Source organism: Serratia sp. SA088, from assembly GCF_049065515.1.
GTDB lineage: Bacteria > Pseudomonadota > Gammaproteobacteria > Enterobacterales > Enterobacteriaceae > Serratia > Serratia nematodiphila.
In genome coordinates this window covers 942797-965910 of the sequence record NZ_JBAKGW010000001.1, presented here as the reverse complement: position 1 = coordinate 965910, position 23114 = coordinate 942797, and the positions used below count along the sequence as shown (strand labels likewise).

Here is a 23114-nt window from a genome sequence, read left to right as displayed (position 1 = left end):
CTTACTCGCAGTCTATGTCAGGAGTGTTCATCATGTTATCCCACCCTTCGCCGCAAGGCGTCCGCGGCATACTGGCCGCTCTTTCTCTGAGCATGCTGCTGTCATCGCTTGGCATCAGCATTGCCAACGTCGGGCTGCCGGCGCTCGCCACTGCGTTCCATGCCTCGTTCCAGGCGGTGCAGTGGGTGTTGCTCTGCTATTTGCTGGCCGTCACCACTTGCATTATCGGCATCGGCCGTTTGGGGGATAGCCTCAATCGTCGCCGCCTGCTGCTGGCGGGCATTGCGCTGTTTACCGCCGCTTCGCTGGCTTGCTCGCTGGCTCCGCAACTGTGGCTGTTGCTGGCGGCGCGCCTGGCGCAGGGGCTGGGGGGCGCAGTCATGATGTCGATCGCCATGGCGCTGGCGGGCGAGGTTCTGGGGAAGGAAAAAATCGGCCGCGCGATGGGGCTGCTCGGCACTATGTCGGCGGTGGGCACCGCGCTGGGGCCGTCGTTGGGCGGCGCGCTGATCGCCGGTTTCGGCTGGCGGGCGATGTTCCTGATCAACCTGCCGCTGGGGCTGCTGGCGCTGTGGCTTGCCTGGCGATACTTGCCGAATGGGCCGCGCGCGGCAACGCGCGCGGAACCGTTCGATCGCGCCGGCACGTTGCTGCTGGGCGGCGCATTGCTCTGCTATTCGCTGGCGATGACCCTCGGGCGCGGCGACTTCGGCGCGCTTAACCTGGCGTTGATGTTGGGGGCGCTGTTGGCGGGGGCACTGTTTATCCGCGTGGAACGCCGCGCCGCATCGCCGTTGCTTGCGCCGTCGATGTTCCGCCATCCGGCCCTGACGGCGGGGCTGGCGTCCAGTGCGCTGGTGATGACGGTGATGACCGCCACGCTGGTGGTCGGGCCGTTCTATCTGTCGCGGGCGCTGGGCTTAAGCGCCGCGCAGGTCGGGCTGGTGATGTCGGCGGGACCGGCGGTGGCGATCCTGACCGGCATACCGGCCGGCTATCTGGTGGATCGCTTCGGATCGCAGCGCATCGCCCAGTTTGGGCTGACGGCGGTGGCCGCAGGCGCGGCGTTGCTGTCGCTGTTTAACCGTTGGGGCGTGCTCGGCTATATCGCCCCCATCGTGCTGTTGACCGCCGGCTATGCGCTGTTTCAGGTGGCCAACAACACCATGCTGATGAAGGATCTGTTTCCTGAACGGCGCGGGCTGATCGCCGGCATGGTGAACCTGTCGCGCAATCTGGGGGCGATCACCGGCGCGTCGGCGATGGGGGCGCTGTTTTATCTGGCTTCGCAGCAGGTCGCGGGCACTGCGGCCGCCGCGGCTTACGGCATGCGGGTGAGCTACGGCGTGGCGTCGCTGTTGGCATTGGCGGCGTTGATCATCGCCTTCGGCGGCCGCCGCCTGATGCTGCGTTACGGCGCGCGCTGAACCGCGTAGCGTTCTTGCACGAAACCGTTGTCCGATGAAGTGACGGCAAGCAGGAGCAGGCGCTGCTCCTGGCCATCGGTGCCGAATAAGGGGATACCGCCGCCCAACAGCAGCGGCACGCGCGTAATCGTCAGTTCGTCGATCAAGCCGGCCTGCAGGAAGCGCTGCACGGTCTGGCCGCCGTCGATATACAGGTGACGGCAGCCTTGCTCGGCCAACTGCGTCACGATGACCGCCGGTTCGCCATTCATCCAGCGAACGTGGCCCGTTGCGTGCGGCGCGGGCGGCTGCGTCGACAGCACCACCACCGGCAGTGCGCCATAGGGCCACTCGGGAAAGGCGCGGACTTTATCATAGGTATGGCGGCCCATCACCAGCGCGTCGATGTCGGCGACAAACGCTTCAAAACTCAGCCCATTGAGCAGCGAAACCGCATATTCGGGCCGCAGCAGCCAGTCGATGTCGCCGTCCGGTCCGGCAATGAATCCGTCTACGCTGGTGGCGATGTAAACCGAGCATTTCATCAGGCGAGATCTCCCCGATAAACCACATGCACCTTGTTGCCGTCGGGATCGCGCAGGTAAGCGCCGAAATAGCCTTTGCCGTAGTGCGCGCGCTCGCCGGGCTCGCCTTCACTGCTGCCGCCCGCCAGCAGACCGGCGGCGTAGGCGCGTTTAACCGCCAGCTCGTCGGCGGCGAGGAAGGCCAGCATGCTGCCGTTGCCGGCGCTGGCGGGCTGTCTGTCGAAGGGTTGGTAGGCGTAAAAACGCGGCAGCGTTTGGCCTGGCATCACCCAGCAGCGGGCGGCGGGGCCGCCGTCTGGCGTCACTTCCCGCCGTTGTAAGCCCAATGGCAACAGAATGGCGTCGTAGAACGCGGCGGCGGCATCCAGATCGCTGACGCCGACGGTAATATGGCTGAACATGGCGCGTTTCCTTCCCCAAGAGAGAATAATGAACGCCTAAAACAGTAGCAGCGATAGCGCAGGATGGACAGACCGCCGTGGAGGATTCGGATTAGGGACGCGCGCAGGTGTAGCGCGCTTCACGGTTCGCGGGGCAGGCCGCCGTTCAATTGCTCTCGACGCGCGGATTGGCGTGGGTCGGCTGGCTGGGATAATCCACCTGATGCTTGTGCAGATAATCGCGGATCAGCTGACGCACCACCTGAGAAGGGGTGACGTCCTGCTGCAGGCACAGCTCTTCCAGAGCTTTCTTCTTGTCCGGGTCAATCAGCACCGTTAGCCGCGCCGTTTTCTTTTCCATCAGGATCCTCCAGAGAATGATGACTGAATGATAATACCATGTGGACGAAGCGGCCAGCCAGACCGCGTCGCCGCTCGTTCTTAGCGGAAATGCAGCCGTTCTATTTTGCGTGACAGGTAGCCGAGTTCGCAGTTGAACAGCTCGCCGCTGCCGGCGGCCAGCGTGCGCAGCGTGCTGAGCGGCAACGTCACCGGCGCCGGCGTGGCGTAAATGATCACGTTGCCGCTGGGGGCGACGCAAAATAATACGGTGCCGAATATCCGGTGCAGGCTGTGGTACAGCAGGCTGTTTTCATCGGGCAGATCGTGGTAATTGAGCACCAGCCAGCCCCCGTCGTTCAGCCGCGCGGCGCAGTTTTCCAGGAATGTCTGGGTGCCTTGCTGCGGATCCATGGCGAACGCCGAATAGAGATCGGAGAAAATCAGATCGTAACGCGTCTCGGCGGGTGGGCGCACAAAGTCCATGGCGTCGGCGGTACGCAGGCTGATGGTGTCGGTGGCCGGCAGCGTAAAATAGCGGCGCGCGACGGCGATCACCGCGGCGCGCAGTTCAACTACGTCCAGACGCATGGCCGGATCGAGCGCGTGCAGCGCACGCAGCAAGCTGCCGCCGCCTAACCCCAGGATCAGCGCCGAGGTCGGCGGCTGCCAGGCCACCGCCATCAGCATCGCTTTGATATAGTTGTGGATCGGCTGCGCGGGGTTGCTGAGGCTCATCTTGCTTTGCTCGCAGATGCCGTCAAACCGCAGCGTGCGGTAGTCCTTGTGATCGGAAACGATGATTTCGCCCCAGGCGTCGGTTTCGCGAGCGATCACCTGGCCGCGCGGGGAGAAATCGAGGGTTCTGAGTAAGCTGTCAACCAGAGACATGGTATTCGCAGGTTTCCTTTGGCAAGCGGCCTATTTACGGGCGCACATGAAATCGGCGGTGCAAATGCGCCGGCCATCGATGCTGGCGCGGCCGGTGAAGCGGGCGATCGCGCCCCGCCGGCGTACAAAGGCGACCTCCATCAACACCTGGTCGCCGGGACGGGCGGCGCGATAAAACCGCGCCCGCTGAATGGAAGCGAAGTAGTAATGTTCTCCTTCATTCAACGCCCCGAGATAATAATGCGCCAGCAGCCCAGTGCTTTGCGCCAGCGCTTCCACCAACAGCACGCCGGGAAAACCGGCGAAGTGCGCATGGCCGCTCCAGAACGTCGGCTCATTGGCGGTGATGTTCTTGATGGCGCTCAACCGGCCTTCGGCAATGCAGGTGCCGGCGGGCAGCACGCGATCGACCAACAGGCAGGGATAACGATGAGGCAGAATCGCCTGAATATCGTTGAATTGCAGGGGGTGACCGTTTAATGGCATGGAAGTGCGTGATCCTGTCTGCGGCGAATCCGGTGCGGTGGCCGGCGTTCGGTCCATAATGAGTGTAATGACATTATAATAAAATTATCATCAGATGTGCCAGATGAAAGACATGACGGCGGTGACGGTTGGGGAACAGCGAAGGAGGGGAAGACACCCGATCCTGACGATCGGGCGTGGTGGCGCGTTTAGTGCTTGGAGCGGGTCACCTTGTCCAAATAACCCATCACGAAGGCGGAGAGCACGAAGGTGAGGTGGATGATCACATACCACATCAGCTTGTTGTCGGGCACGTTCTTGGCGTCCATAAACACCCGCAGCAGGTGAATGGAGGAGATGGCGACGATAGATGCGGCGACCTTGTTTTTCAGCGAGGTGGCGTCCATTTTGCCCAGCCAGCTCAGTTTCTCTTTCCCTTCGGTGATATCCAATTGCGAGACGAAGTTTTCATAGCCGGAGAACATCACCATCACCAACAGGCCGCCGACCAGCGCCATGTCGATCAGCGACAGCAAGGTCAACACCAGATCGGCTTCGGTAACGGCAAAAATATTTGGCAGGACGTGGAGAATTTCCTGAAAAAACTTGATCGACAGGGCGACCAGAGTGAGCGAAAGGCCGAAATAAACCGGTGCGAGCAGCCAGCGGGAGGCGTACATCGCGTTTTCTAGCAAGCGTTCCATCATAAAATTGTTTTAAATGCGTAGCAAAAAGGGCGCTCAGTATAGCGCAAGAGGCCTGGGTGAAATCAACCGCTTGCGCCAGCAGAGGGCGCTATCAGGCCACTACGCGCGCCGTTTTTCGCCCGCTGCGGATCCACAGCGCCACGGCCCCCGCCGCCGCCGCCAGCGCCACGACGCCCGGCCAGCCCGCGCTTGCCAGAATGCGGCTGCCGAGGGCGGCGCCGGTCGCCATACCGATGAACACGCCGGTGAACAAGAGGGCGTTCAATCGGCTGCGGGCTGCCGGATCGAGACCGTAAACGATGGTTTGGTGCGCGATCAGCGTAGCCTGGATGCCCAGGTCGAATCCGACGGCGCTCAGCGCAATGAGCGCCAGTTGCGCCGGGAGCGGCAACAGCGGCAGCAGAAACATCAAGGCGAAGGAGGCCAGAACCAGTCCCGCGCCGATACGGGTCACGACGTCAGGGCCGTGCCGATCGGCCAGACTGCCCGCCAACGGCGCCGCCAGCGCACCCGCCGCCCCCGCCAGGCCAAACGCGCCGGCGGCCGCGCTGCCGATCTGGTAGCGCTCCGCCAGCATCAACGCCAGCGTTGACCAGAAAGCGCTAAAGCCCAATGACAGAAAGCCTTGCGCCAGCGTTGCGCGCCGCAGCGCGGGATACTCGGCCCACAGATGTCCCAGCGAGCGCAGCAGCGCGGGGTAACTCAGCGCGTTATGAGGGCGAAGACGCGGCAACATGCGCCAGATCGCCAGCGTGATCGACAAAACGCCCAGCGCCGCGAGCGCGTAGACGCTGCGCCAGCCGGCGTACTCGGCGAGCGCGCCGCTGAACACACGCGACAGCAAAATGCCGGCCAATAGCCCGGTCATCACCGCGCCGACGGTTTTGCCGCGGCTGGCCTCCGGCGCCAGCGTGGCGGCGGCGGGGATAATGTCCTGCGCGACGGTGGCGGTCAGGCCTATCGCCAGGCTGCTGAGCAACAACAGCGGGAACGAGGCAGCAAAAGCGCAGAGTAACAGCGTCAGCGTCAGCAGCGCGCCTTTTACCAGAATGATCCGCCGGCGATCGTACCGGTCGCCGAGCGGCGCCAACAGTAAAATGCCCAGCGCATAGCCTAACTGGGTCAGCGTCGGCACCATGCCGGCATCGGCGACGCCGGCGTGGAAATCGGCGCCCATCATGCCAAGCATGGGCTGGCTGTAATAGATTGACGCGACGCTGAGGCCGGCGCCGGCGGCCAGCAGAAATACGACGTTGGCGGACGGTGCGCCGTGGGTGGTGGCGGTGCTCATGGCAAAAATTCCTGTAAGGTGAATGTGCGGTCATTTTTACCGCTTGCTTCATGCCGCTGTAGCCCCCTCGCAGGTAAAACTGTTATACACTCAACGTATGAATAAAATTAACTTACCTAACGGCGACCGCATAACTTTGCTGCATACGCTGGTGCGCATCGTCGAAAGCGGCAGCCTGTCGGCGGCGGCGCAGCAGCTGGGCACTTCGCAGCCGACGATCAGCCGGCGTCTGCAGGCATTGGAACAGCTGCTGGGCGCCAAACTGATCCAGCGGACCACCCACGCCCTCAAACTGACCGACGACGGCGAGCGCTGTTACCGCCAGGCGCGGGGGCTGATCGAACAATGGCAAAGCCTGGAAGAAGGGCTTGGCGGCGCGCGCGACGAACCGGTCGGCGTGTTGCGCGTGCGGGCGCCGCACGCATTCGGCCAGGATCAGCTGATCGGTCCGTTGGGCGAGTATTTGCGGCGCTACCCGCAAACTTACGTTGAGTGGACGCTAAACGATCATTCTCCGGACTTTATTCCCGAGGGGGTGGATTGCGCCATTCACGTCGGTGCGGTGACCGATCCGTCGGTCGTGGCGGTGTTGCTGGCGGAGGTGCCGCGCAGCACGGTGGCGTCACCGGCGCTGTTGGCTGAACGACCGGCGATCGTCGATCTCGACGATTTGGCCTCATTGCCGTGGCTGGCGGTAAACAGTTTTTATCGTAATGAGGTCGTCTTGACCCACGCGACCAGCGGTGAACAGCGGCGTTTCGACATCGCGCCGAGGTTGAGCACCGACAGCCTTTATGCGGCGCGCAAGGCGGCGCTGGAAGGGCTGGGCGTCGCGATCGTGTCGTCTTGGGTGGTGAAAGAAGAATTGGCGCAAGGCGCTCTGCAGACGCTGTTACCCCTGTGGCGAGCCGAGCCACTGCCTATTTACCTGTTGTATCCCTACGCCAGCTATTATCCCGCGCGTTTACGCAAATTCATGGAAATGATGAAAGAAACGATGCCGCGCATTCTCGGCGCGCAGCCGCCGACGGGGCGCTGACGGCCTTCAGTGTCTGGCTTTTTTACCGTCGCTGTGGCCGAGAGAACGATCGGGGAAGCTGTGATCGCGCAGCCGCTGCTTTAACTGCGCCGCATCGGGGAAGCCGCCGTCAATCTTGCGATCCCAAATCATCACGCCATCGACGCTGATTTGGTAGACCCCGCCGGTGCCCGGCATCAGGGTGACGGAGGCGAGATCGTCGCCGAAGGTGTTCAGCAGCTCTTGCGCCATCCAGCCGGCGCGCAGCAACCAGTTGCATTGTGAACAGTAGTGAATCGTAACGGCGGGTGCGTTTTTCATCGTTGATCGACCGGTTAGTGGTGACGGCTTGCAATCAGCCTGCTGGCTCGCAAGCGATGGTGGCTGTGTATCGCCAAATAGTCAAGCGCCTGCTGCGGCCAGAGCGACAAGGGGAGCCGAGTGCGCATCACGGCCGCTTGCTTCCGGCAAACCATTCAACCCCGCGCAGCATGCCCGCCCAATAAAACCGGGGTAAAAACCAGGCTTTCAGCCACCAGGCCATACGGCTGGGCTGGGTTGCGTCGAGCAGTGGAAACGTGGGCAGCAATTTACCGTCATAGCCAAACTCCGCCAGCACAACTTTGCCTTTCTCGACCGTCAATGGACAGGAACCATAACCATCATAATGGGCTGTGAGAGGCGTGCCATGAATACGTGCCGCGACGTTTTCCGCCACCACCACCACCTGCTTTCGCGCTGCCGCCAGGGTTTTGGCGTTTGGCGTTGAGCAACAGTCGCCTACCGCAAAAATATCCGGCCAATGCTTATGTTGCAGCGTCAATTTATCCACATCGCACCAGCCGGCGCCATCCGCGAGTCCGCTTTGCGAAATAAACGCCGGGGCTGATTGAGGCGGCACCACGTGAAGCATATCGAAGGGCAGGGTTAACTCGCGTTTTTCCTCTTCATTTGTCTCCACGGCAAATATCGCTTGCCGATTTTCGCCATCTATACGGATTAAATTATGATTGAAGTTGACCTGTGCACGGTATTTTTCCAAATAGCCGCTCAGCGGGGGGACAAATTGCGGAATGCCAAAAACCGCCGTGCCCGCAAGGCAGAAATTGACGTTAATATTATTCAGAACGCCTTGCCGCCGCCAATGGTCGCATGAAAGATATAAGGCTTTTTGCGGCGCGCCGGCGCATTTTATGGGAAGCGTGGGTTGGGAAAATATCGCCTTGCCGCCTTGCATCTCCCGGACCAGTTGCCAGGTGTATTCTGCAAGATCAAAACGATAATTAGAGGTGACGCCGTTAAATCCTAACGTCTCTTCAAGGCCTTCTATTTTATCCCAACGTAAAACAAGGCCGCAGGCAACAATAAGGAAATCATAGTTTACGCGTTTACCCTGACGGGTCTCTATATATTTTTCATTGGGATCAACCCTGACAACGCTGTCCTGGAGCCATGAGACGCCAGAAGGAATAACATCGCGCATGGCGCGCTGCGTTTTATTGATATCAAAGAGCCCGCCGCCCACCAGGGTCCATGCCGGCTGGTAATAATGACAGTCATTGGGTTCAACGACAATTATATCCGCATCTTTAACTCGCTTCCTTAAGCTTGCGATGACGCCGATGCCAGATGAACCACCGCCAATAACAACAACTTTCTTCAGGGTGTTTATTTTTTCTGGTTTCATGCAGGTCTCCTTTCATAAGAAAGTAGGGGGTTGCGGCTCAGATTTAAAGATAATTTATAGAACTTATAGTTATATTAAAATTCGCATATTCGATTTTGCTATATGTAATAGCCAAATGTAATAAGTTATTTGACAATCAACGCAAACTGATCGTTAATAAATGCCATAAATATCGAAAGGGAATTAATGCATTGGATTTTTTCCATTTTACTTTTTATACCCTGACGCTGTTGGTGATAACCGGGGGAATAGTCGGATTTCTCCTGGCTCTGACCGGGGGAGGCGGATCCATCGTCTGCGTGCCCTTGTTGCTGTATATGGTGAAAATCCCGGATACGCACTTGGTTATAGGCACCAGTGCCATGTCCGTTGCCATTAGCGCGCTGATCAATCTTTTTGTTCATGCCGCCAAAGGAAACGTCCGGTGGCGGACCGGCGTTACCGTTTCGCTGGTGGCGGTGGTGGGAACGCTGGCGGGCTCTCAGGTGGGAAAAATGACGGACGGGCACCATTTAACCCTGCCTTTCTCTCTGCTGATGCTGGTTGTCGCCGGATTGACGCTGAAAAAAAATCATCGGGCAGGCAACGGATTACCGTCCTCCCATCCGACATTTCATCCCGCCATCGTGTGGCCCAGCGTGCTGGCGCTGGGCGCGGTGGCCGGTTTTTTGGGCATCGGCGGCGGATTTTTGGTGGTGCCGGCGCTGCTCTGGTTCTTCCGCTTTTCGCTGGTTGAAGCGGTGGCGACCTCACTGGTCGTGGTTTCCGCCATGGGATTATCGACAAGCGCAAGCTATGCCATGTCCGGCAAGGTGTCGCTGGTCATTACCTGCTGGCTCATCGTCGGCGGTGTTCTGGGGGGCGTCGTGGGGGTGGCGCTCACCGAGCGCCTGAAAAAACGCGAGGACATTATCCGTGTGCTCTATGCCGGCATGTTGTTGGTGCTGGCCCTTTATATGCTTTTTAAAAGCCTATAAAACAAAAGGAAAAAATATGCACATCCGTACTTACCATCATCAGCTCTCCTTTTCGGGGGCGCCCGCAGCGAATGATTTCGCCATCCTGCATCAACAAGGCTATCGGTTTATCGTCAACAATCGGCCAGATGAAGAGCCGGGCGAGTACCTTAACCATCAACAAGAAAAAGCGTTGGCTGAGCAATGGGGAATGGGCTACGTCTATCTGCCTTACACATTCGACACGCTGACCTGGGAGACCGTTTATATCTTCCATTACCTGTTGCGGCGGGGTGAGAAGACCCTGGCGCATTGCAGGAGCGGAGCGCGTTCTGCCTGCCTTTCCCTGCTGTATGCGCTGCGCGAAGGCCAGATAGACGAAGCGCAATTCCGCAGCCAGTGCGCAGAGTATGGCGCCGATGCCGATAAGGCGCTGGGCTGGTATGGCCGGCATCAGGCCGTTCAGCCTCACGCGCAAGTGCACGCGTTTTATGAGCCGGAAAGCGGCAGCCTGCAGTATGTCGTCGCCGATCCCGCAGCGCGTCGCTGCGCCATCATCGACCCGGTGCTGGATTTTGATCGCCGATCGGGCACGGTCTCGCATCAGCAGGCCCGCACCATTTTAAGCTTTATCCAGCAGCAAGGATGGGGAGTGGCCTGGGTGCTGGATACGCACCCGCATGCCGACCATTTTTCTGCCGCCACCTGGCTGGCGCAGAAAACCGGCGCCCTCACCGGCATAGGCGAAAAAATTACCGCTGTGCAGGGGCTGTGGCAAGACATCTATAATTTGAAAGAATTGCCTCCTGCCGAGACCCTGTGGGATGCGCTGTTTGCGGATGGGGACGTCTTTTTTATCGGCAACCTGCGTGCTGAAGTCTTGCTGTCTCCTGGCCACACCCTGGCGTCCGTCACTTATCACATCGCCGATGCGGCGTTTATTCACGATACGTTTTTCATGCCGGACAGCGGCACCGCAAGGGCCGATTTCCCCGGCGGAAATGCGGAAGCCCTGTGGGATTCGTTGCAGCGGATCTTGAGCCTGCCAGCGGATACCCGCCTGTTTACCGGCCATGATTATCGCCCGGCGGGGCGTGAGGCCCGCTGGGAAAGCACCGTGCGAGAGCAGCGCGAGAACAACCCCTGGGTGGCCAACATGGATAAAGCCCAATTTATCGCGCAAAGAAAGCAGCGAGACGCCACGTTGCCGCATCCGGAATTGATGCTGATGGCGCTGCAGGTCAATATTCGCGGCGGCGTTCTGCCAGATTGCGAAGATGATGGGCGGCACTACCTCAAAATCCCTGTTAATCGCTTCAAGGGGTAAATCAAGCCGTGGAGGCGCGATCGTTCACGGCTGCCAACCTCAAGGCGATCGCGCCGTCTGTTAATGGTTTTTTATGAAATAAGCAGACTGATTCATATTTAATTATTTGTTTTTACACAAAACAGGTGGCACTTGCCCTCACCGAATACAGTCACTACATTAACAACTGTACTTCCCACTCTGCTAAGGAAAACACCATGAAAGCTGCCGTAGTGACGAAAAACCATACCGTAGACATTCAGGATAAAGTGCTGCGCCCGCTGAAGCACGGCGAAGCGGCGTTGAAAATGGAGTGTTGCGGGGTGTGCCACACCGATTTGCACGTGAAAAATGGCGATTTCGGTGAGGTGCCGGGCATTACGTTGGGGCATGAGGGCATCGGCGTGGTCTCCGCCGTCGGTGAGGGCGTCACCTCGTTAAAAGTGGGTGACCGCGCCAGCGTCGCCTGGTTTTACCAGGGGTGCGGCCATTGCGAATACTGCGTCAGCGGCAACGAGACCCTGTGCCGCTCGGTGAAAAACGCCGGCTATAGCGTTGACGGCGGCATGGCGGAAGAGTGCATCGTGGTGGCGGACTACGCGGTGAAAGTGCCGGATGGGCTCGATTCTTTCGCCGCCAGCAGCATCACCTGCGCCGGCGTCACCACCTACAAGGCGGTGAAGATTTCCGATATCAAACCGGGACAGTGGATCGCCATCTACGGCTTGGGCGGGCTGGGCAACCTGGCGCTGCAGTATGCCAAGAACGTGTTTAACGCCAAAGTGATCGCCATCGACGTCAACGACGGTCAGTTGGAGTTCGCCAAACAGATCGGCGCCGATCTGACCATCAACTCCAAAACGCAAAACGCGGAGGAGATCATTCAGCAGCAAACCGGCGGCGCTCACGCGGCGGTGGTGACGGCGGTGGCGAAAGCCGCCTTCAACTCGGCGGTGAATGCGGTGCGCGCCGGCGGTAAAGTGGTGGCCGTGGGGCTGCCGCCGGAGAGCATGGATCTGAGCATTCCGCGCCTGGTGCTGGACGGCATTCAGGTGGTGGGTTCGCTGGTGGGCACGCGCGAAGATCTGAAGGAGGCGTTCCAGTTCGCCGCCGAAGGCAAGGTGACGCCGAAAGTGACCAAGCGGCCGCTGGGGGATATCAACGCCATCTTCGACGAGATGAAGGCGGGCACCATTCGCGGTCGCATGGTGATCGATCTCGGCATGGCGAAGTAGGCCACGCGAAAAAAGAAGGCCACCTGCGGGTGGCCTTCTTGTCATTACGCCGGATTCAGAACAGGCCCAGCGGCTTGGCGTCGTAGCTGACCAGCAGGTTTTTCACCTGTTGATAGTGCGACAGCGCCGCCTTGTGGGTTTCGCGTCCGATGCCGGAGTTCTTGTAGCCGCCGAACGCGGCGTGCGCCGGGTACAGGTGGTAGCAGTTGGTCCACACGCGGCCGGCCTTGATCGCGCGGCCCATGCGGTAAGCGCGGTTGATGTCGCGGGTCCACAGCCCGGCGCCCAGCCCGAACTCGGTGTCGTTGGCCAGCGCCAGGGCTTCGGCCTCATCCTTGAAGGTGGTGACGCCAATCACCGGCCCGAAGATCTCCTCGCGGAAGAAACGCATGCTGTTGTTGCCGGTAATCAGCGTCGGCTGCAGGTAGAAACCGTTTTGCACTTCGTCGCCGCGCTGAGCGGGCTCGCCGCCCGCAACGATTTTGCCTCCCTCGTTTTTAGCGATCTCGATATAGGACAGGATCTTGTCGTACTGCTGTTTTGACGCCTGGGCGCCGATCATGGTCTCGGTGTCGAAGGGATCGCCCTGGCGGATGGTGGCGATACGCGCCAGCACTTTCTCCATGAACTGCGGGTAGATGGACTCCTGGATCAGTGCGCGTGAAGGGCAGGTGCAAACCTCCCCCTGGTTGAAGAAGCCCAGCACCAGCCCCTCAACCGCCTTGTCGATAAACTCCGGTTCCGCCTGCATGATGTCTTCAAAATAAATGTTCGGCGATTTTCCGCCCAGCTCGACGGTGCTGGGGATGATGTTCTCCGCCGCACAGGCGAGGATGTGGCGGCCAACCGGCGTGGAGCCGGTGAAGGCGATTTTTTCGATGCGTTTGCTGCGCGCCAGCGCTTCGCCGGCCTCGGCGCCGAAACCTTGCACCACGTTGAGCACGCCCGGCGGCAGCAGATCGCCGATCTCTTCCATCAGCACGCTGATGCCGAGCGGCGTTTGTTCCGCCGGTTTCAGCACCACACAGTTACCGCCCGCCAGCGCCGGCGCCAGTTTCCAGGCGGCCATCAGCAGCGGGAAGTTCCACGGAATGATCTGGCCGACCACGCCCAGCGGTTCATAGATATGGTAGGCCACGGTGTTCTGGTCGATCTCCGCCGCGGTGCCTTCCTGCGCGCGCAGGCAACCGGCAAAGTAACGGAAATGGTCGACCGCCAACGGCAGATCGGCATTCAGGGTTTCGCGGATCGGTTTGCCGTTGTCCCAGGTTTCGGTCAGCGCCAGCATCTCCAGCCGCGATTCGATGCGATCGGCGATCGCCAGCAACACGTTGGAACGCTCCTGCACGCTGGTTTTACCCCAGGCGTCCGCCGCCGCATGCGCCGCGTCAAGCGCCAGCTCGATGTCTTTGGCGTCGGAACGCGGGAATTCGGCGATCGGCTGGCCGGTCACCGGCGAGGTGTTGGTGAAGTAGTTGCCGGATACCGGTTCGACGAATTTGCCGCCAATGTAGTTGCCATAGCGTTTGCGGAACGAAACCAGCGAGCCAGGCAAACCGGGGTGGACATATTTCATGTTAAGCACCTCTCTGCAGATGAAAAGCGGCGCTATTGGGCTGCGCCTGTGAATGCGGCATGTCGCCGCAGCACAGAGAAGCACGGCGCGTGCCAGATTAGCGACAGAGGTAGCATCCGTAAAAAAAAGAACGAGTTATTAAAACCTTAAGCATTGAGAGGGCTGAGAACTTCGGGCGGCGCCGCCGTCGCCGATGATTTTTTGTGTCCCGTGTCGCAACGTCTGGTACACATTTATGATACACATTTGCAACACTCGCGAACGGGGGAGAAACGCATGTTGTCTGACGACCGCTTGCCCGCAGAGGGCGCCAGCTTGCTGACCCAGCCGTTGGCGGAATCCTGGCAACGCAGCCAGGGTTATGGCTTGACGCGCACCGATCAACATATCCCGTTTATCAAAGCCGGATTGCTCGAAGAGCTGCGCAGCCGCAACGATTGGGTGCCGCAGCGGGTACAGCCGCTGATCGAGCAGCTGGGCACGCAAATTACGCGCCAGCCCGCCATTGTGGTGATCGCCGACGCCGACGGGTTGGTGCTGGAAACCCGCGGCAATACCGACTTTCTGCATAAGGCGTCGCGCTTTGCGCTGGCGCCGGGCAACCAGTGGGGAGAAGCGGAGCGGGGCACCAACGCCATCGGCACCGCGCTGGCGCTGGGCGCGTTCTGCGAAGTGCGCGGCGACCAGCATTTTCTCAACCAAAATGCCGGATTGAACTGCACCGCCGCACCGATCTATCGGCCGGATGGCCGCATTGCCGGCATACTGGATCTCTCCGCACCCGCGCAGCGCCCGTACCGCGATGCACAGCGCCTGATCATGCAGGCGGTGCGGCATATCGAACACCGCTGGGTCAGAAGCGCGATCGCCGACCGCCACTGGACGCTGCGTCTGCACGCCGATGCCCGCTGCCTGGGCAGTGCGCAAGAGCTGCTGCTGGTGTTTCACGACGAAGTGCTGATCGCCGCCAATCGACTGGCGATGATGGAGTTCCAGCTCTCGTCGGCCTCATTCGGCTCCGTTGAGTTCACCCAGCTGTTTCCCGACCTGTTGCGACAGTCTTCCGGGGCACCGCGCCAGACGCTGGCCGGCAATCAACAGCACTATTATTCGTTGCTTGAGGCGCCGCAGCGCCGCGTCAGCGCTCTGCGTTCTGCGCCGCCGGCGGAACGGCACGACGAGCAGCATCAGAAAGCGCTGCGCATTCTCAACGCCGGCCTTTCGCTGTGCGTGACCGGCGAAACCGGCTGCGGTAAAGAGCATTTCAGCCGCCGCCTGTTTCAAGAGAGCCGCTGGCGCAACGGCAACTTCGTGGCGATCAACTGCGCGGCGCTGCCTGAGCCGCTGATCGAATCCGAACTGTTTGGTTATGCGCCGGGAGCGTTTACCGGCGCCAATCCGAAAGGCTACATCGGCAAGATCCGCGAGGCGGACGGCGGCGTGCTGTTTCTCGATGAAATCGGCGACATGCCAGCGGGCCTGCAAACGCGCCTGCTGCGGGTATTACAGGAAAAAACGGTCACCCCGCTCGGCAGCCGCAGCGCTTATCCGGTCGAATTCGCGCTGGTCTGCGCCACGCACCACGATCTGCATCGGCAGGTAGAGGCGGGGGCGTTTCGCGAGGATTTGCTGTACCGCATACAGGAATACAGTCTGCGCATTCCGCCGCTCAGAGAGCGGGCGCAGCTGGAGGCCTTCATTTTGCAGCTGTGGCGAGATCTGGGCGGCGAGCGGCGCGACATTCGTCTGTTGCCGGAGGCGCTGGCGATGCTGGCGCGCTATCCGTGGCCCGGCAACGTGCGGCAACTGTTGAGTACGCTCAAGGTGCTGCTGGCGCTGGCGGACGATCATGCGGTGCTTACCCTGGACGATCTTCCTCAGTCCATCGCGGTGCTGGCGCCGCGGCAAGAGAACGCCGATACCGATCTGGGGGCGCTGCAGGCGGCGATCGACAGGGCGGGCGGCAATCTCAGCCGGGCGGCGAAGGCGCTCGGCGTTTCACGCAGCACGCTGTACCGCAAGCTGGGGAGGCAGAAAACGGCGGCGGAATAAGGTGGCGCGATTGAGCGGCGATAAGGCCCCGCTGCGCGGGGCCTGTTGCTCTCTCAATCCCCCAGCCCCGGCGGGTTAATCTCGGAATGGGCAATCTTCTCGTCGCTCTCCGCCCAGCGATCCAGCACCTGCAGATAGCTGCCGTTGGCGATGGCGCTGTTGAGCGAAGCCTGCACCGCGTCCACCAGGCCGTTGCCTTTCTTCAGCGTGACGGCGATGTTGGCGGTCTTCGGCCAGCCGCCGGGCACGATGCCCACCAGCCGGGTTTTGCCGGTCAGCCGCGCCTGATAAGCGCCGGAAACGTTGGGCCCGAAGGTGGCGTCGGCGCGGCCGGACTGAATAGCCAGCGTGGAGGCGGCCTTGTCGGTGACATACACCGGCTGCAGCGGCGCCAGCCCTTTGGCGCGGTTCTCTTTGTCCCAGGCCAGCAGCACCGCTTCCTGATTGGTGCCGGAGTCGACGATGATCTTTTTACCGGCGATATCCGGCGCGGTTTTGATCTGGGTGATTTTACTGTCGGATTTGACGTAGAAACCCAGCGTATCCTGCCGATAGGTGGCGAAATCGAATTTGGTCTTGCGTTCGTTGGTCACGGTGATGTTGTAAACCGCGGCGTCATATTTGCCGGAGGCCACCCCCAGCGGCCAGTCTTCCCACGAGGTGGGCACCAGCTTGAGTTTTAACCCCAAACCGTCGGCCACCAGGCGCGCAATGTCCGCCTCGCTGCCAATCACCGTTTTATTGTCGCGGGCGTACAGGCCGAACGGCGGGCCGCTGCCCAGCAGAGAAATGGCGACCGTCAGCGTGCCGGGTTCCACGAACCGGAAGCCGGCGGGGATTTTGGCCACGGCTTCGGCGCTCTTCACCGTGTGGATCGGCGTTTCGTTGGCGACGAGATCCACGCCTGGTGCGGCGGCGGCGGAAAAACTCAGCAGCGCCGCAATCACTATCATCTTTTTGCTATATATCATTATGTTAATTACCTTCATTATTATGGGTGTCACACGGTCGTTGCACTATCTCTAAAGGCGGCAGATCTGTGAACGAACAAAATCAACTAACCAATCTTGGAAAAATCATGAGGCGCCTCTGGCGGCGCTGAATCGATCGAGGATGCACCATGTCGTCGCGTTTCGCGCATACCGCGCGGCGTGTGGATATTGGGTGGCGTGAGCCTGCTGATGGACGTTTCCTCGGAGATGATCCATAGCCTGTTGCCGCTGTTTATGGCGACGACGCTCGGTGCCAGCGTGATCGTCATCGGGTTGATCGAAGGGCTGGCGGAGGCGACGGCGTTGATCGTCAAGGTGTTCTCCGGCGTGCTCAGCGATTACCTCGGCAAACGCAAGGGGCTGGCGCTGCTGGGCTACGGGCTGGGCGCCATCAGCAAACCGTTTTTCGCCATCGCGTCGTCGTCCGGCATGGTGATGAGCGCGCGCCTGCTGGATCGCGTGGGCAAAGGCATCCGTGGGGCGCCGCGCGATGCCCTGGTGGCCGACGTGACGCCGCCGGAGATCCGCGGCGCGGCTTTCGGGCTGCGCCAGTCGCTGGATACCGTTGGCGCCTTTTTAGGGCCGCTGCTGGCCGTCGGCCTGATGCTGCTGTGGCACAACGATTTTCGCGCCATCTTCTGGGTGGCGGCGATCCCGGCGGCGCTGGCGATTGCGCTGCTGTTTTTCGGCCTGAAAGAGCCGGCCGCCGCGATAACCCACAAACGCACCAACCCGATCACCCGCGCCAACCTGCGGCTATTGGGGCGCAGCTATTGGTGGGTGGTGAGCATCGGCGCGATCTTCACGTTGGCGCGCTTCAGTGAAGCGTTCCTGGTGTTGAAGGCGCAGCAGGGCGGCACGCCGCTGGCGTTGATCCCGCTGGTGATGGTCGCCATGAATCTGGTCTACGCCTGTTCGGCCTATCCGTTCGGTAAATTGTCCGACCGCATGAGCCATGAAGGATTGCTGAAAGCCGGGCTGCTGGTGCTGATCGCCGCCGACCTGGTATTGGCGCTGAGCGATCATTGGGCGGGCGTGCTGTTTGGCGTGGCGCTGTGGGGCGTGCACATGGGCATGACGCAGGGACTGTTGGCGGCGATGGTGGCGCACACTGCGCCGGCGCACCTGCGCGGCACCGCGTTCGGCATGTTCAATCTGATCGGTGGCGCGGCATTGCTGCTGGCGAGTCTCGGCGCCGGAACCCTGTGGGAACTGTTCGGTTCCGCCTCCACCTTTTACGCCGGGGCGATCATCTGCGTGGTGACGCTGGTCGGCATGAAGCTGGCACCGTTCGGCGAACGGCAGGGCGCTTAGCGGCCCTCGACAAACTGCGGCATCGCCTGCAGCAACTCGGGCACCTGCTGGGACTCCACCGCCCGGCTGAACAGAAAACCCTGGCCGATATGGAAACCGGCTTCGCACAGCGTTTGGCGCTGCTGCTCGGTTTCCACGCCTTCGGCGATGATATCGATCGACAGTTTTTGACCGAGAATGCCGATGCTTTCCACGATCGCCAGGATCGCCGGTTCGGTGTTCATGCGTTGAATAAAGTCGCAGTCCAGCTTAATGCAGTCCAGCGGGTAATCCATGATATGGCTGAATGAGGAGTGGCCGGTGCCAAAGTCGTCCAGCGCGATGCGAATACCCATCTCTTTAAGCATTTGCAGCGCGCGCAGTACGTATTTCGAACCGTGCTTGTTGAACGCGTGTTCGGTCACTTCCAGTTCGATCAGGTGATGGGGAATGCGGAACTTCAGCAGACGTTGCAGGAAGGTTTCGGCGTAGTTGTCGCGTAAAAACTCGATCGGCGACACATTCAGCGAAATAGGCCGCACCGCCACGCCGGCCGCGCGCCAGCGGGCGATATCGGCGAAGACTTTCAGCTGCATGGCTTCGCTGATCTTGGTTGCCAATTCGTAGTCGTTGAAGGCCTCGCTTACCGTCGCCGGCAGCTGTACGCCGTTTTGCGGGCAGTGCCAGCGCAGCAGCGCTTCAAAGCCGACGATGCTGCCGTCGATCAGGCAGACTTTCGGTTGGTAGCTGGGGCGGATGCAGTTGTCGCGCACGATCTGGCGCGCGTAGTTGAGCTGGCTGGCGCGGGCGCGGGCTTTGTCCATCATCTTGCGATCGAACATGTAGACGCCGCCGCGGCCGCCGTCTTTCAGTTCATACAGCGCGGTATCGGCGCATTTCATCAGCTCCGAAGCGTCGCGAGCGTCTTTGGGATAGATGGCGCCGCCGATGCTCATGCCGCAATGCAGCGTCTTGCCGCCGTGGGTGATCGGCGTCTCCAACTGCAGCAGAAACTTGTTGGCGATGCGGAAAATATCCTGCTCGTTTTCGACATCGCTGATCACCACGGCGAACTCGTCGCCGCCGAGGCGGGAGACGAACGAATGCGCACTCATGCAGGCGCTGAGCCTTTTACCCAAGACCCGCAGCAGATGGTCGCCCGCCGCGTGGCCCAGCGTGTCGTTCACCAGCTTGAAGTGGTCAAGATCCAGCAGCATCAGCCCAAGCGACTTTTTGCCGTGCAGGGCGCGTTTCATCTCTTGCTTCAGCTTTTTCTTGAATAAGCGCCGGTTGGGCAGGCCGGTCAATTCGTCATATTCGCTGGCGAGCAACAGACGTTGTTCCATCACGCGTTGCGACGTCACGTCGCGCGAGACGCACAAGATCTCGGCCACGGCGCCGTGTTCATCGCTGACCGGTGTGAGAATGTTGTCCCAGTGCTGTTTTTTACCCTGAGGCGTCACGCTCAATCCGGTGAAGCGCGCATTTTTTCCGGCTCTGACGTTGCGCAGCGCCTTGCTGCCGCGGCGACGGATCTCGGGGGACAGCAGCCCCAGCCAGGGCATGCCAAACTCTTTTTGCGCCGGATCAAGACCGAGCGCCAGGCTGCCGGAGCGATTCATGTGGCGCAGCGTGCCGTCGTGATTGATCACTTTGATGCAGTCGACGCTGGCGTCCAGCATGTCTTGCTGGATAGAGAGCGCCTGAACGTTTTGCTGGCGTTGCAGCATTTGCGGATGGATGTCGGTGGCGGTGAGGTACCAGCTGGGCTCCTGCGCCATGCCGTCCTGACGGGCGTTAAACGCCAGCATAAACCACCGGTAGGCGCCGCTGCGCTCGCGCAGACGGGCTTCGCCGGCGAACGAGGAGAGGGCAACGATCGCCTGGCGCCATTGCGCGGCCAGGCGATCGCGGTCGTCGGGATGCAGTGCATCGAGCCAGTCTGCGGCGGAGTGCTCACCGGCGATGGCGCCGGTATAGTCGCGCCACTGCTTATTGAAGTAACCGCCAAGGCGGTTGCCGAAGCAAATCAGACCTGGCAAGTCGTCTACGATTTCGCTATAGAGATCAATCGGATTTTTGTTATTACTCTGCTTGGGCAACAGGGTCATGCGGTATTTCCTCGGAAAATTACCCATATTCTTGCTCTATAGCAGAGCCTCTTTCAATATAGTCATTGCCAATGAAAATGGAAATAGCCAGCGGGCGTGGCTAAGAACCAGCCTGGTAGCATGAAATAGATTACGCAAGAACGCATTAGGAATACTCCTGTTATTTATAAGCCCCTCTTATATTGCATCGAAAAATAAGTGCTCTGACTACGATGTTTTACTGTCTGAAAAAGTAATCAATATTGATGTTTCAATGTGGCGAAATGTTTAGCTGCCATGCTGTTGTTGCGCTCGGCATTTTGCTTGCGCTATGCACCAATACTGAAGAAATCCTCGCTTATGGCGGTGATGCTCACCATTTTATGCACGTTTCAACAGACGCCAAAGCACGGTTCCCGGGCGATGACGAGAAAAGTGATGATATAAATCAAGAAATGTTTTGTTTCATCTGTTGACACTTTGCTGACGTGTGAGATAGCCTCGCGAATGATAATCATTAGCAAAACTGGATGGTGTCGCAAATGCATTCACGTAATGATCCCCAGGTAGCGGTTCGGATGACAGGCAACGTTCATCACACGAGACCACGTCTGCTGTGGTCTCTGGCAACGAGACAATGTATCGAACGGCAGTTGTCATCAGGCCTCTTGGGCGGCATCTTCACTTAGCCTCAACCAGCAGATCTCAGTATTAAGCCATGGCCGGATCAAGGCGGTCTATTATTTCCACGCATTTTTCGCGGATATATCGCGATCTCACGGAGTTGCATACGTTCTCAATCATGGGTAAGGAGGCCTCGGGCGGTTAAAATTAAATTTACTCTCTGGGTGTAAAGGAATTGGCAAAAAGAATGGGGCGTATCGGGTTACCGCTATTCTCAGGACTTTGATTAACCCCAAGAGACATTTCGGATGTCATATTAATACTAGCTTCTTTGTGGAGAAAGCTATGGGTAATACCATGAATGGAAACAAAACAGGTTGGGACAGTGTTAACGATCTTATTCACTACCATGAGCGCGGGAATGGTTTAACGATCAATAATAAACCGTCCTATGACATAAATGATGCGGGGTTGCAGATAGCGCGCAGCGATAAAACCTGGAATGGCGTTCACGTCACGGGCAAAGATGCGACGGTGACCTATTCCTTCCCGGATTGGGAATATAACGAACTGAACCTGGGCCACCGCTCCTCAGAACGCGATACGGGGCTAAGTGCGTTCACGCAACATCAACAAGAACAGGCGAAGTTATCTTTGCAATCCTGGGCCGATGTTGCCAACCTAAAGTTTGTCGAAGTGGCATCGGATCAACCTTCCAATATTACTTTTGGGAATTATGAGGGGAAAGGGCAAGCGTATGCCTTGAAACCATTCTCATATAATGGCAATGACTACAGAGGATACAATTCTGATGGGCAAAGTTGGTATAATATTAAGAACCATTCTGAAAACTTGCACCCTGAGCTGGGTAATTACGGCCGTTTAACCATTACCCACGAAGTTGGCCATACTCTCGGGTTAGATCATCCGGGAACGTATAATGCGGGGCAAGGAAGCCCAAATTATACCAAGGCAGTTTACGCCGAAGATACCCGGCAGTTTAGCGTAATGAGTTACTGGAATGAATCCATTACCGATGCGGATCATGGCCACTACTATGCCGCTGCACCGCTGGTTGATGATATCGCGGCCATCCAACATCTTTACGGTGCCAACATGACCACCCGAACCGGCGACACCGTTTACGGGTTTAATTCAAATACAGGCCGAGACTTCTATACACTCAAGGGCAGCCACGACAAGCTGGTGATGTCTGTCTGGGATGCAGGTGGTAATGATACTCTTGATTTCTCGGGGTATAGCCAAAATCAACGTATCAACTTGAACGAAGGCGCTTTCTCCGACGTCGGGGGATTAAAAGGGAATGTTTCCATCGCTGCCGGTGTCACCATCGAAAACGCGATAGGGGGCTCAGGTAATGACATCATCGTTGGGAATCACGCAGACAATACGCTCAAAGGCGGCGCCGGCAATGATGTTATTTACGGCGGGGCTGGTCAGGATCAATTATGGGGAGGAGACGGTAATGACATTTTTGTCTTCTCTGATCTTAATGACTCGCCTGTTCAGGCACCTGATACAATTTGGGACTTTGAGTCAGGCAAGGACAAGATCGATCTGTCCTTCTTCAACCAAGGCGATAAAGGCAGTGATTTCATTCAGTTCGTCGATCATTTCAGCGGGCAGGCCGGTGAGGCGCTATTGTCCTATGATAGCCAGAACAATCTGAGTGAATTGGCCTTCAACATCCAGGGCGGTGCAAATCCAGACTTCCTGGTGCACATCGTTGGACAGGCTGACGTCGCTGTTGATTTTATCGTTTAAAATGGCAACGGTGGGCGATGATGCCCACCGTTTCACATGGGCCACCTATGTATAAATTTATTCTTGTCGGAATAATATTCTTGTTTTCAGGAGTCTCTATGGCAAGCAGCCTGGTTTTACCTTCCGCCGAAACGCTATCCGGGCAGTGGACGGTCAGTGATAAATCAAAATCTTGTGTTGTGCAGCTCAACACGGAGAGTGTGGATTCGGCTGGCGGCTATAGCCTGAAATTCTTGTCTGATTGCACGCCCGACGTATTGCCGCAAGAGCCTGCCGCATGGCGTCCCGCCCCCGATGGCATTGCGCTGTTGGACAAGGATGGGCTAACCGTACTTTTCTTCTCTCAGGAAGACGATCATTACCGTAGTCAAATCTGGGCTGAGACAGGAAAAATCTTGAAGAGAAATAACTAGCCAACAACGCCTTCTTATCCCTCGGCCTCGGCCGGCGCTTCTGAACGCGGTCATCAGGTTTCA

Annotated in this window: 21 protein-coding genes; 9 read left to right on the top strand and 12 right to left on the bottom strand. The window is 59.0% G+C overall.

Annotated elements, in window-relative coordinates; all coding sequences use genetic code 11:
* Window positions 1–32 precede the first annotated feature (32 nt).
* Window positions 33–1427: an MFS transporter gene (locus ACOWVD_RS04690; protein WP_421105476.1), complete on the top strand. Its 1395-nt coding sequence runs from the start codon at window positions 33–35 to the stop codon at window positions 1425–1427.
* Here the strand turns inward: ACOWVD_RS04690 and ACOWVD_RS04685 are convergent.
* From ACOWVD_RS04685 to ACOWVD_RS04655, 7 genes are all read right to left on the bottom strand, one after another.
* Window positions 1412–1951 (bottom strand): dihydrofolate reductase family protein, encoded by a 540-nt coding sequence (locus tag ACOWVD_RS04685; RefSeq protein WP_421105475.1) that lies wholly within the window; start codon window positions 1949–1951, stop codon window positions 1412–1414. The genes ACOWVD_RS04690 and ACOWVD_RS04685 overlap by 16 nt on opposite strands.
* Window positions 1951–2352 (bottom strand): VOC family protein, encoded by a 402-nt coding sequence (locus ACOWVD_RS04680; protein WP_015377846.1) that lies wholly within the window; start codon window positions 2350–2352, stop codon window positions 1951–1953. The genes ACOWVD_RS04685 and ACOWVD_RS04680 overlap by 1 nt, the downstream gene beginning before the upstream one ends.
* A 145-nt stretch (window positions 2353–2497) precedes the next feature.
* A complete protein-coding gene (locus ACOWVD_RS04675) occupies window positions 2498–2692 on the bottom strand; it encodes a ribbon-helix-helix protein, CopG family (RefSeq protein WP_004928567.1) in 195 nt (64 codons plus the stop codon).
* An 80-nt stretch (window positions 2693–2772) separates the two neighbouring features.
* Window positions 2773–3561 (bottom strand): spermidine synthase, encoded by a 789-nt coding sequence (locus ACOWVD_RS04670; protein WP_049241041.1) that lies wholly within the window; start codon window positions 3559–3561, stop codon window positions 2773–2775.
* Window positions 3562–3591: 30 nt separating this feature from the next.
* Window positions 3592–4047: a 3-hydroxyacyl-ACP dehydratase FabZ gene (gene fabZ / locus ACOWVD_RS04665; protein WP_015377847.1), complete on the bottom strand. Its 456-nt coding sequence runs from the start codon at window positions 4045–4047 to the stop codon at window positions 3592–3594.
* Window positions 4048–4235: 188 nt separating this feature from the next.
* The gene (locus tag ACOWVD_RS04660) at window positions 4236–4730 is read right to left on the bottom strand and encodes a TIGR00645 family protein (RefSeq protein ID WP_004928561.1); all 495 of its coding nucleotides are present in this window, start codon (window positions 4728–4730) and stop codon (window positions 4236–4238) included.
* Window positions 4731–4824: 94 nt separating this feature from the next.
* Entirely contained in the window at window positions 4825–6024 is a 1200-nt protein-coding gene (locus ACOWVD_RS04655; protein ID WP_049241039.1) for an MFS transporter, read from the bottom strand.
* 97 nt (window positions 6025–6121) lie between these two features.
* On the opposite strand from ACOWVD_RS04655, the gene ACOWVD_RS04650 reads away from it, so the two are divergent.
* Window positions 6122–7063 carry a LysR family transcriptional regulator gene (locus ACOWVD_RS04650; protein ID WP_015377850.1) on the top strand — a complete coding sequence of 314 codons (942 nt, stop codon included), beginning with the start codon at window positions 6122–6124 and terminating at the stop codon, window positions 7061–7063.
* A gap of 6 nt (window positions 7064–7069) precedes the next feature.
* On the opposite strand, the gene ACOWVD_RS04645 is transcribed toward ACOWVD_RS04650, so the two are convergent.
* Both ACOWVD_RS04645 and ACOWVD_RS04640 read right to left on the bottom strand, forming a co-directional pair.
* Window positions 7070–7363 carry a SelT/SelW/SelH family protein gene (locus tag ACOWVD_RS04645; RefSeq protein WP_004928553.1) on the bottom strand — a complete coding sequence of 98 codons (294 nt, stop codon included), beginning with the start codon at window positions 7361–7363 and terminating at the stop codon, window positions 7070–7072.
* 127 nt (window positions 7364–7490) lie between these two features.
* Complete coding sequence (locus tag ACOWVD_RS04640; RefSeq protein WP_049241037.1) at window positions 7491–8729, bottom strand: NAD(P)/FAD-dependent oxidoreductase; 1239 nt, start codon at window positions 8727–8729, stop codon at window positions 7491–7493.
* 191 nt (window positions 8730–8920) lie between these two features.
* Between ACOWVD_RS04640 and ACOWVD_RS04635 the strand changes: the two genes are divergently transcribed.
* The 3 genes from ACOWVD_RS04635 to adhP all read left to right on the top strand — a co-directional run bounded on the left by ACOWVD_RS04635 (window position 8921) and on the right by adhP (window position 12226).
* Window positions 8921–9706 carry a sulfite exporter TauE/SafE family protein gene (locus tag ACOWVD_RS04635; protein WP_033633071.1) on the top strand — a complete coding sequence of 262 codons (786 nt, stop codon included), beginning with the start codon at window positions 8921–8923 and terminating at the stop codon, window positions 9704–9706.
* 16 nt (window positions 9707–9722) lie between these two features.
* Window positions 9723–11012, top strand: a complete 1290-nt coding sequence (blh, locus tag ACOWVD_RS04630) for a bifunctional sulfur transferase/dioxygenase Blh (RefSeq protein ID WP_004928544.1) — start codon at window positions 9723–9725, stop codon at window positions 11010–11012.
* A 197-nt stretch (window positions 11013–11209) separates the two neighbouring features.
* Window positions 11210–12226, top strand: coding sequence for an alcohol dehydrogenase AdhP (gene adhP, locus ACOWVD_RS04625; RefSeq protein ID WP_004928541.1), 1017 nt, complete (start codon window positions 11210–11212; stop codon window positions 12224–12226).
* 55 nt (window positions 12227–12281) lie between these two features.
* On the opposite strand, the gene ACOWVD_RS04620 is transcribed toward adhP, so the two are convergent.
* Window positions 12282–13802: an aldehyde dehydrogenase family protein gene (locus ACOWVD_RS04620; protein ID WP_015377854.1), complete on the bottom strand. Its 1521-nt coding sequence runs from the start codon at window positions 13800–13802 to the stop codon at window positions 12282–12284.
* Window positions 13803–14078: 276 nt separating this feature from the next.
* Here ACOWVD_RS04620 and ACOWVD_RS04615 point away from each other — a divergent pair, with 276 nt between their 5' ends.
* Entirely contained in the window at window positions 14079–15854 is a 1776-nt protein-coding gene (locus ACOWVD_RS04615) for a sigma-54-dependent Fis family transcriptional regulator (RefSeq protein WP_421105474.1), read from the top strand.
* 53 nt (window positions 15855–15907) lie between these two features.
* Here the strand turns inward: ACOWVD_RS04615 and ACOWVD_RS04610 are convergent, their stop codons facing one another.
* Window positions 15908–16825 carry an ABC transporter substrate-binding protein gene (locus ACOWVD_RS04610; protein ID WP_021504584.1) on the bottom strand — a complete coding sequence of 306 codons (918 nt, stop codon included), beginning with the start codon at window positions 16823–16825 and terminating at the stop codon, window positions 15908–15910.
* Window positions 16826–16960: 135 nt separating this feature from the next.
* Here ACOWVD_RS04610 and ACOWVD_RS04605 point away from each other — a divergent pair, with 135 nt between their 5' ends.
* The gene (locus tag ACOWVD_RS04605) at window positions 16961–18160 is read left to right on the top strand and encodes an MFS transporter (protein WP_164094993.1); all 1200 of its coding nucleotides are present in this window, start codon (window positions 16961–16963) and stop codon (window positions 18158–18160) included.
* On the opposite strand, the gene ACOWVD_RS04600 is transcribed toward ACOWVD_RS04605, so the two are convergent.
* On the bottom strand, window positions 18157–20250 hold the full coding sequence (locus ACOWVD_RS04600) for a putative bifunctional diguanylate cyclase/phosphodiesterase (protein WP_164094964.1): 2094 nt from the start codon (window positions 20248–20250) through the stop codon (window positions 18157–18159). The genes ACOWVD_RS04605 and ACOWVD_RS04600 overlap by 4 nt on opposite strands.
* Window positions 20251–21198: 948 nt before the next feature.
* On the opposite strand from ACOWVD_RS04600, the gene ACOWVD_RS04595 reads away from it, so the two are divergent.
* Entirely contained in the window at window positions 21199–22638 is a 1440-nt protein-coding gene (locus ACOWVD_RS04595; RefSeq protein WP_049241026.1) for a serralysin family metalloprotease, read from the top strand.
* Between the two features lie 98 nt (window positions 22639–22736).
* Entirely contained in the window at window positions 22737–23051 is a 315-nt protein-coding gene (locus ACOWVD_RS04590; RefSeq protein ID WP_004928502.1) for an AprI/Inh family metalloprotease inhibitor, read from the top strand.
* Window positions 23052–23114: the final 63 nt, after the last annotated feature.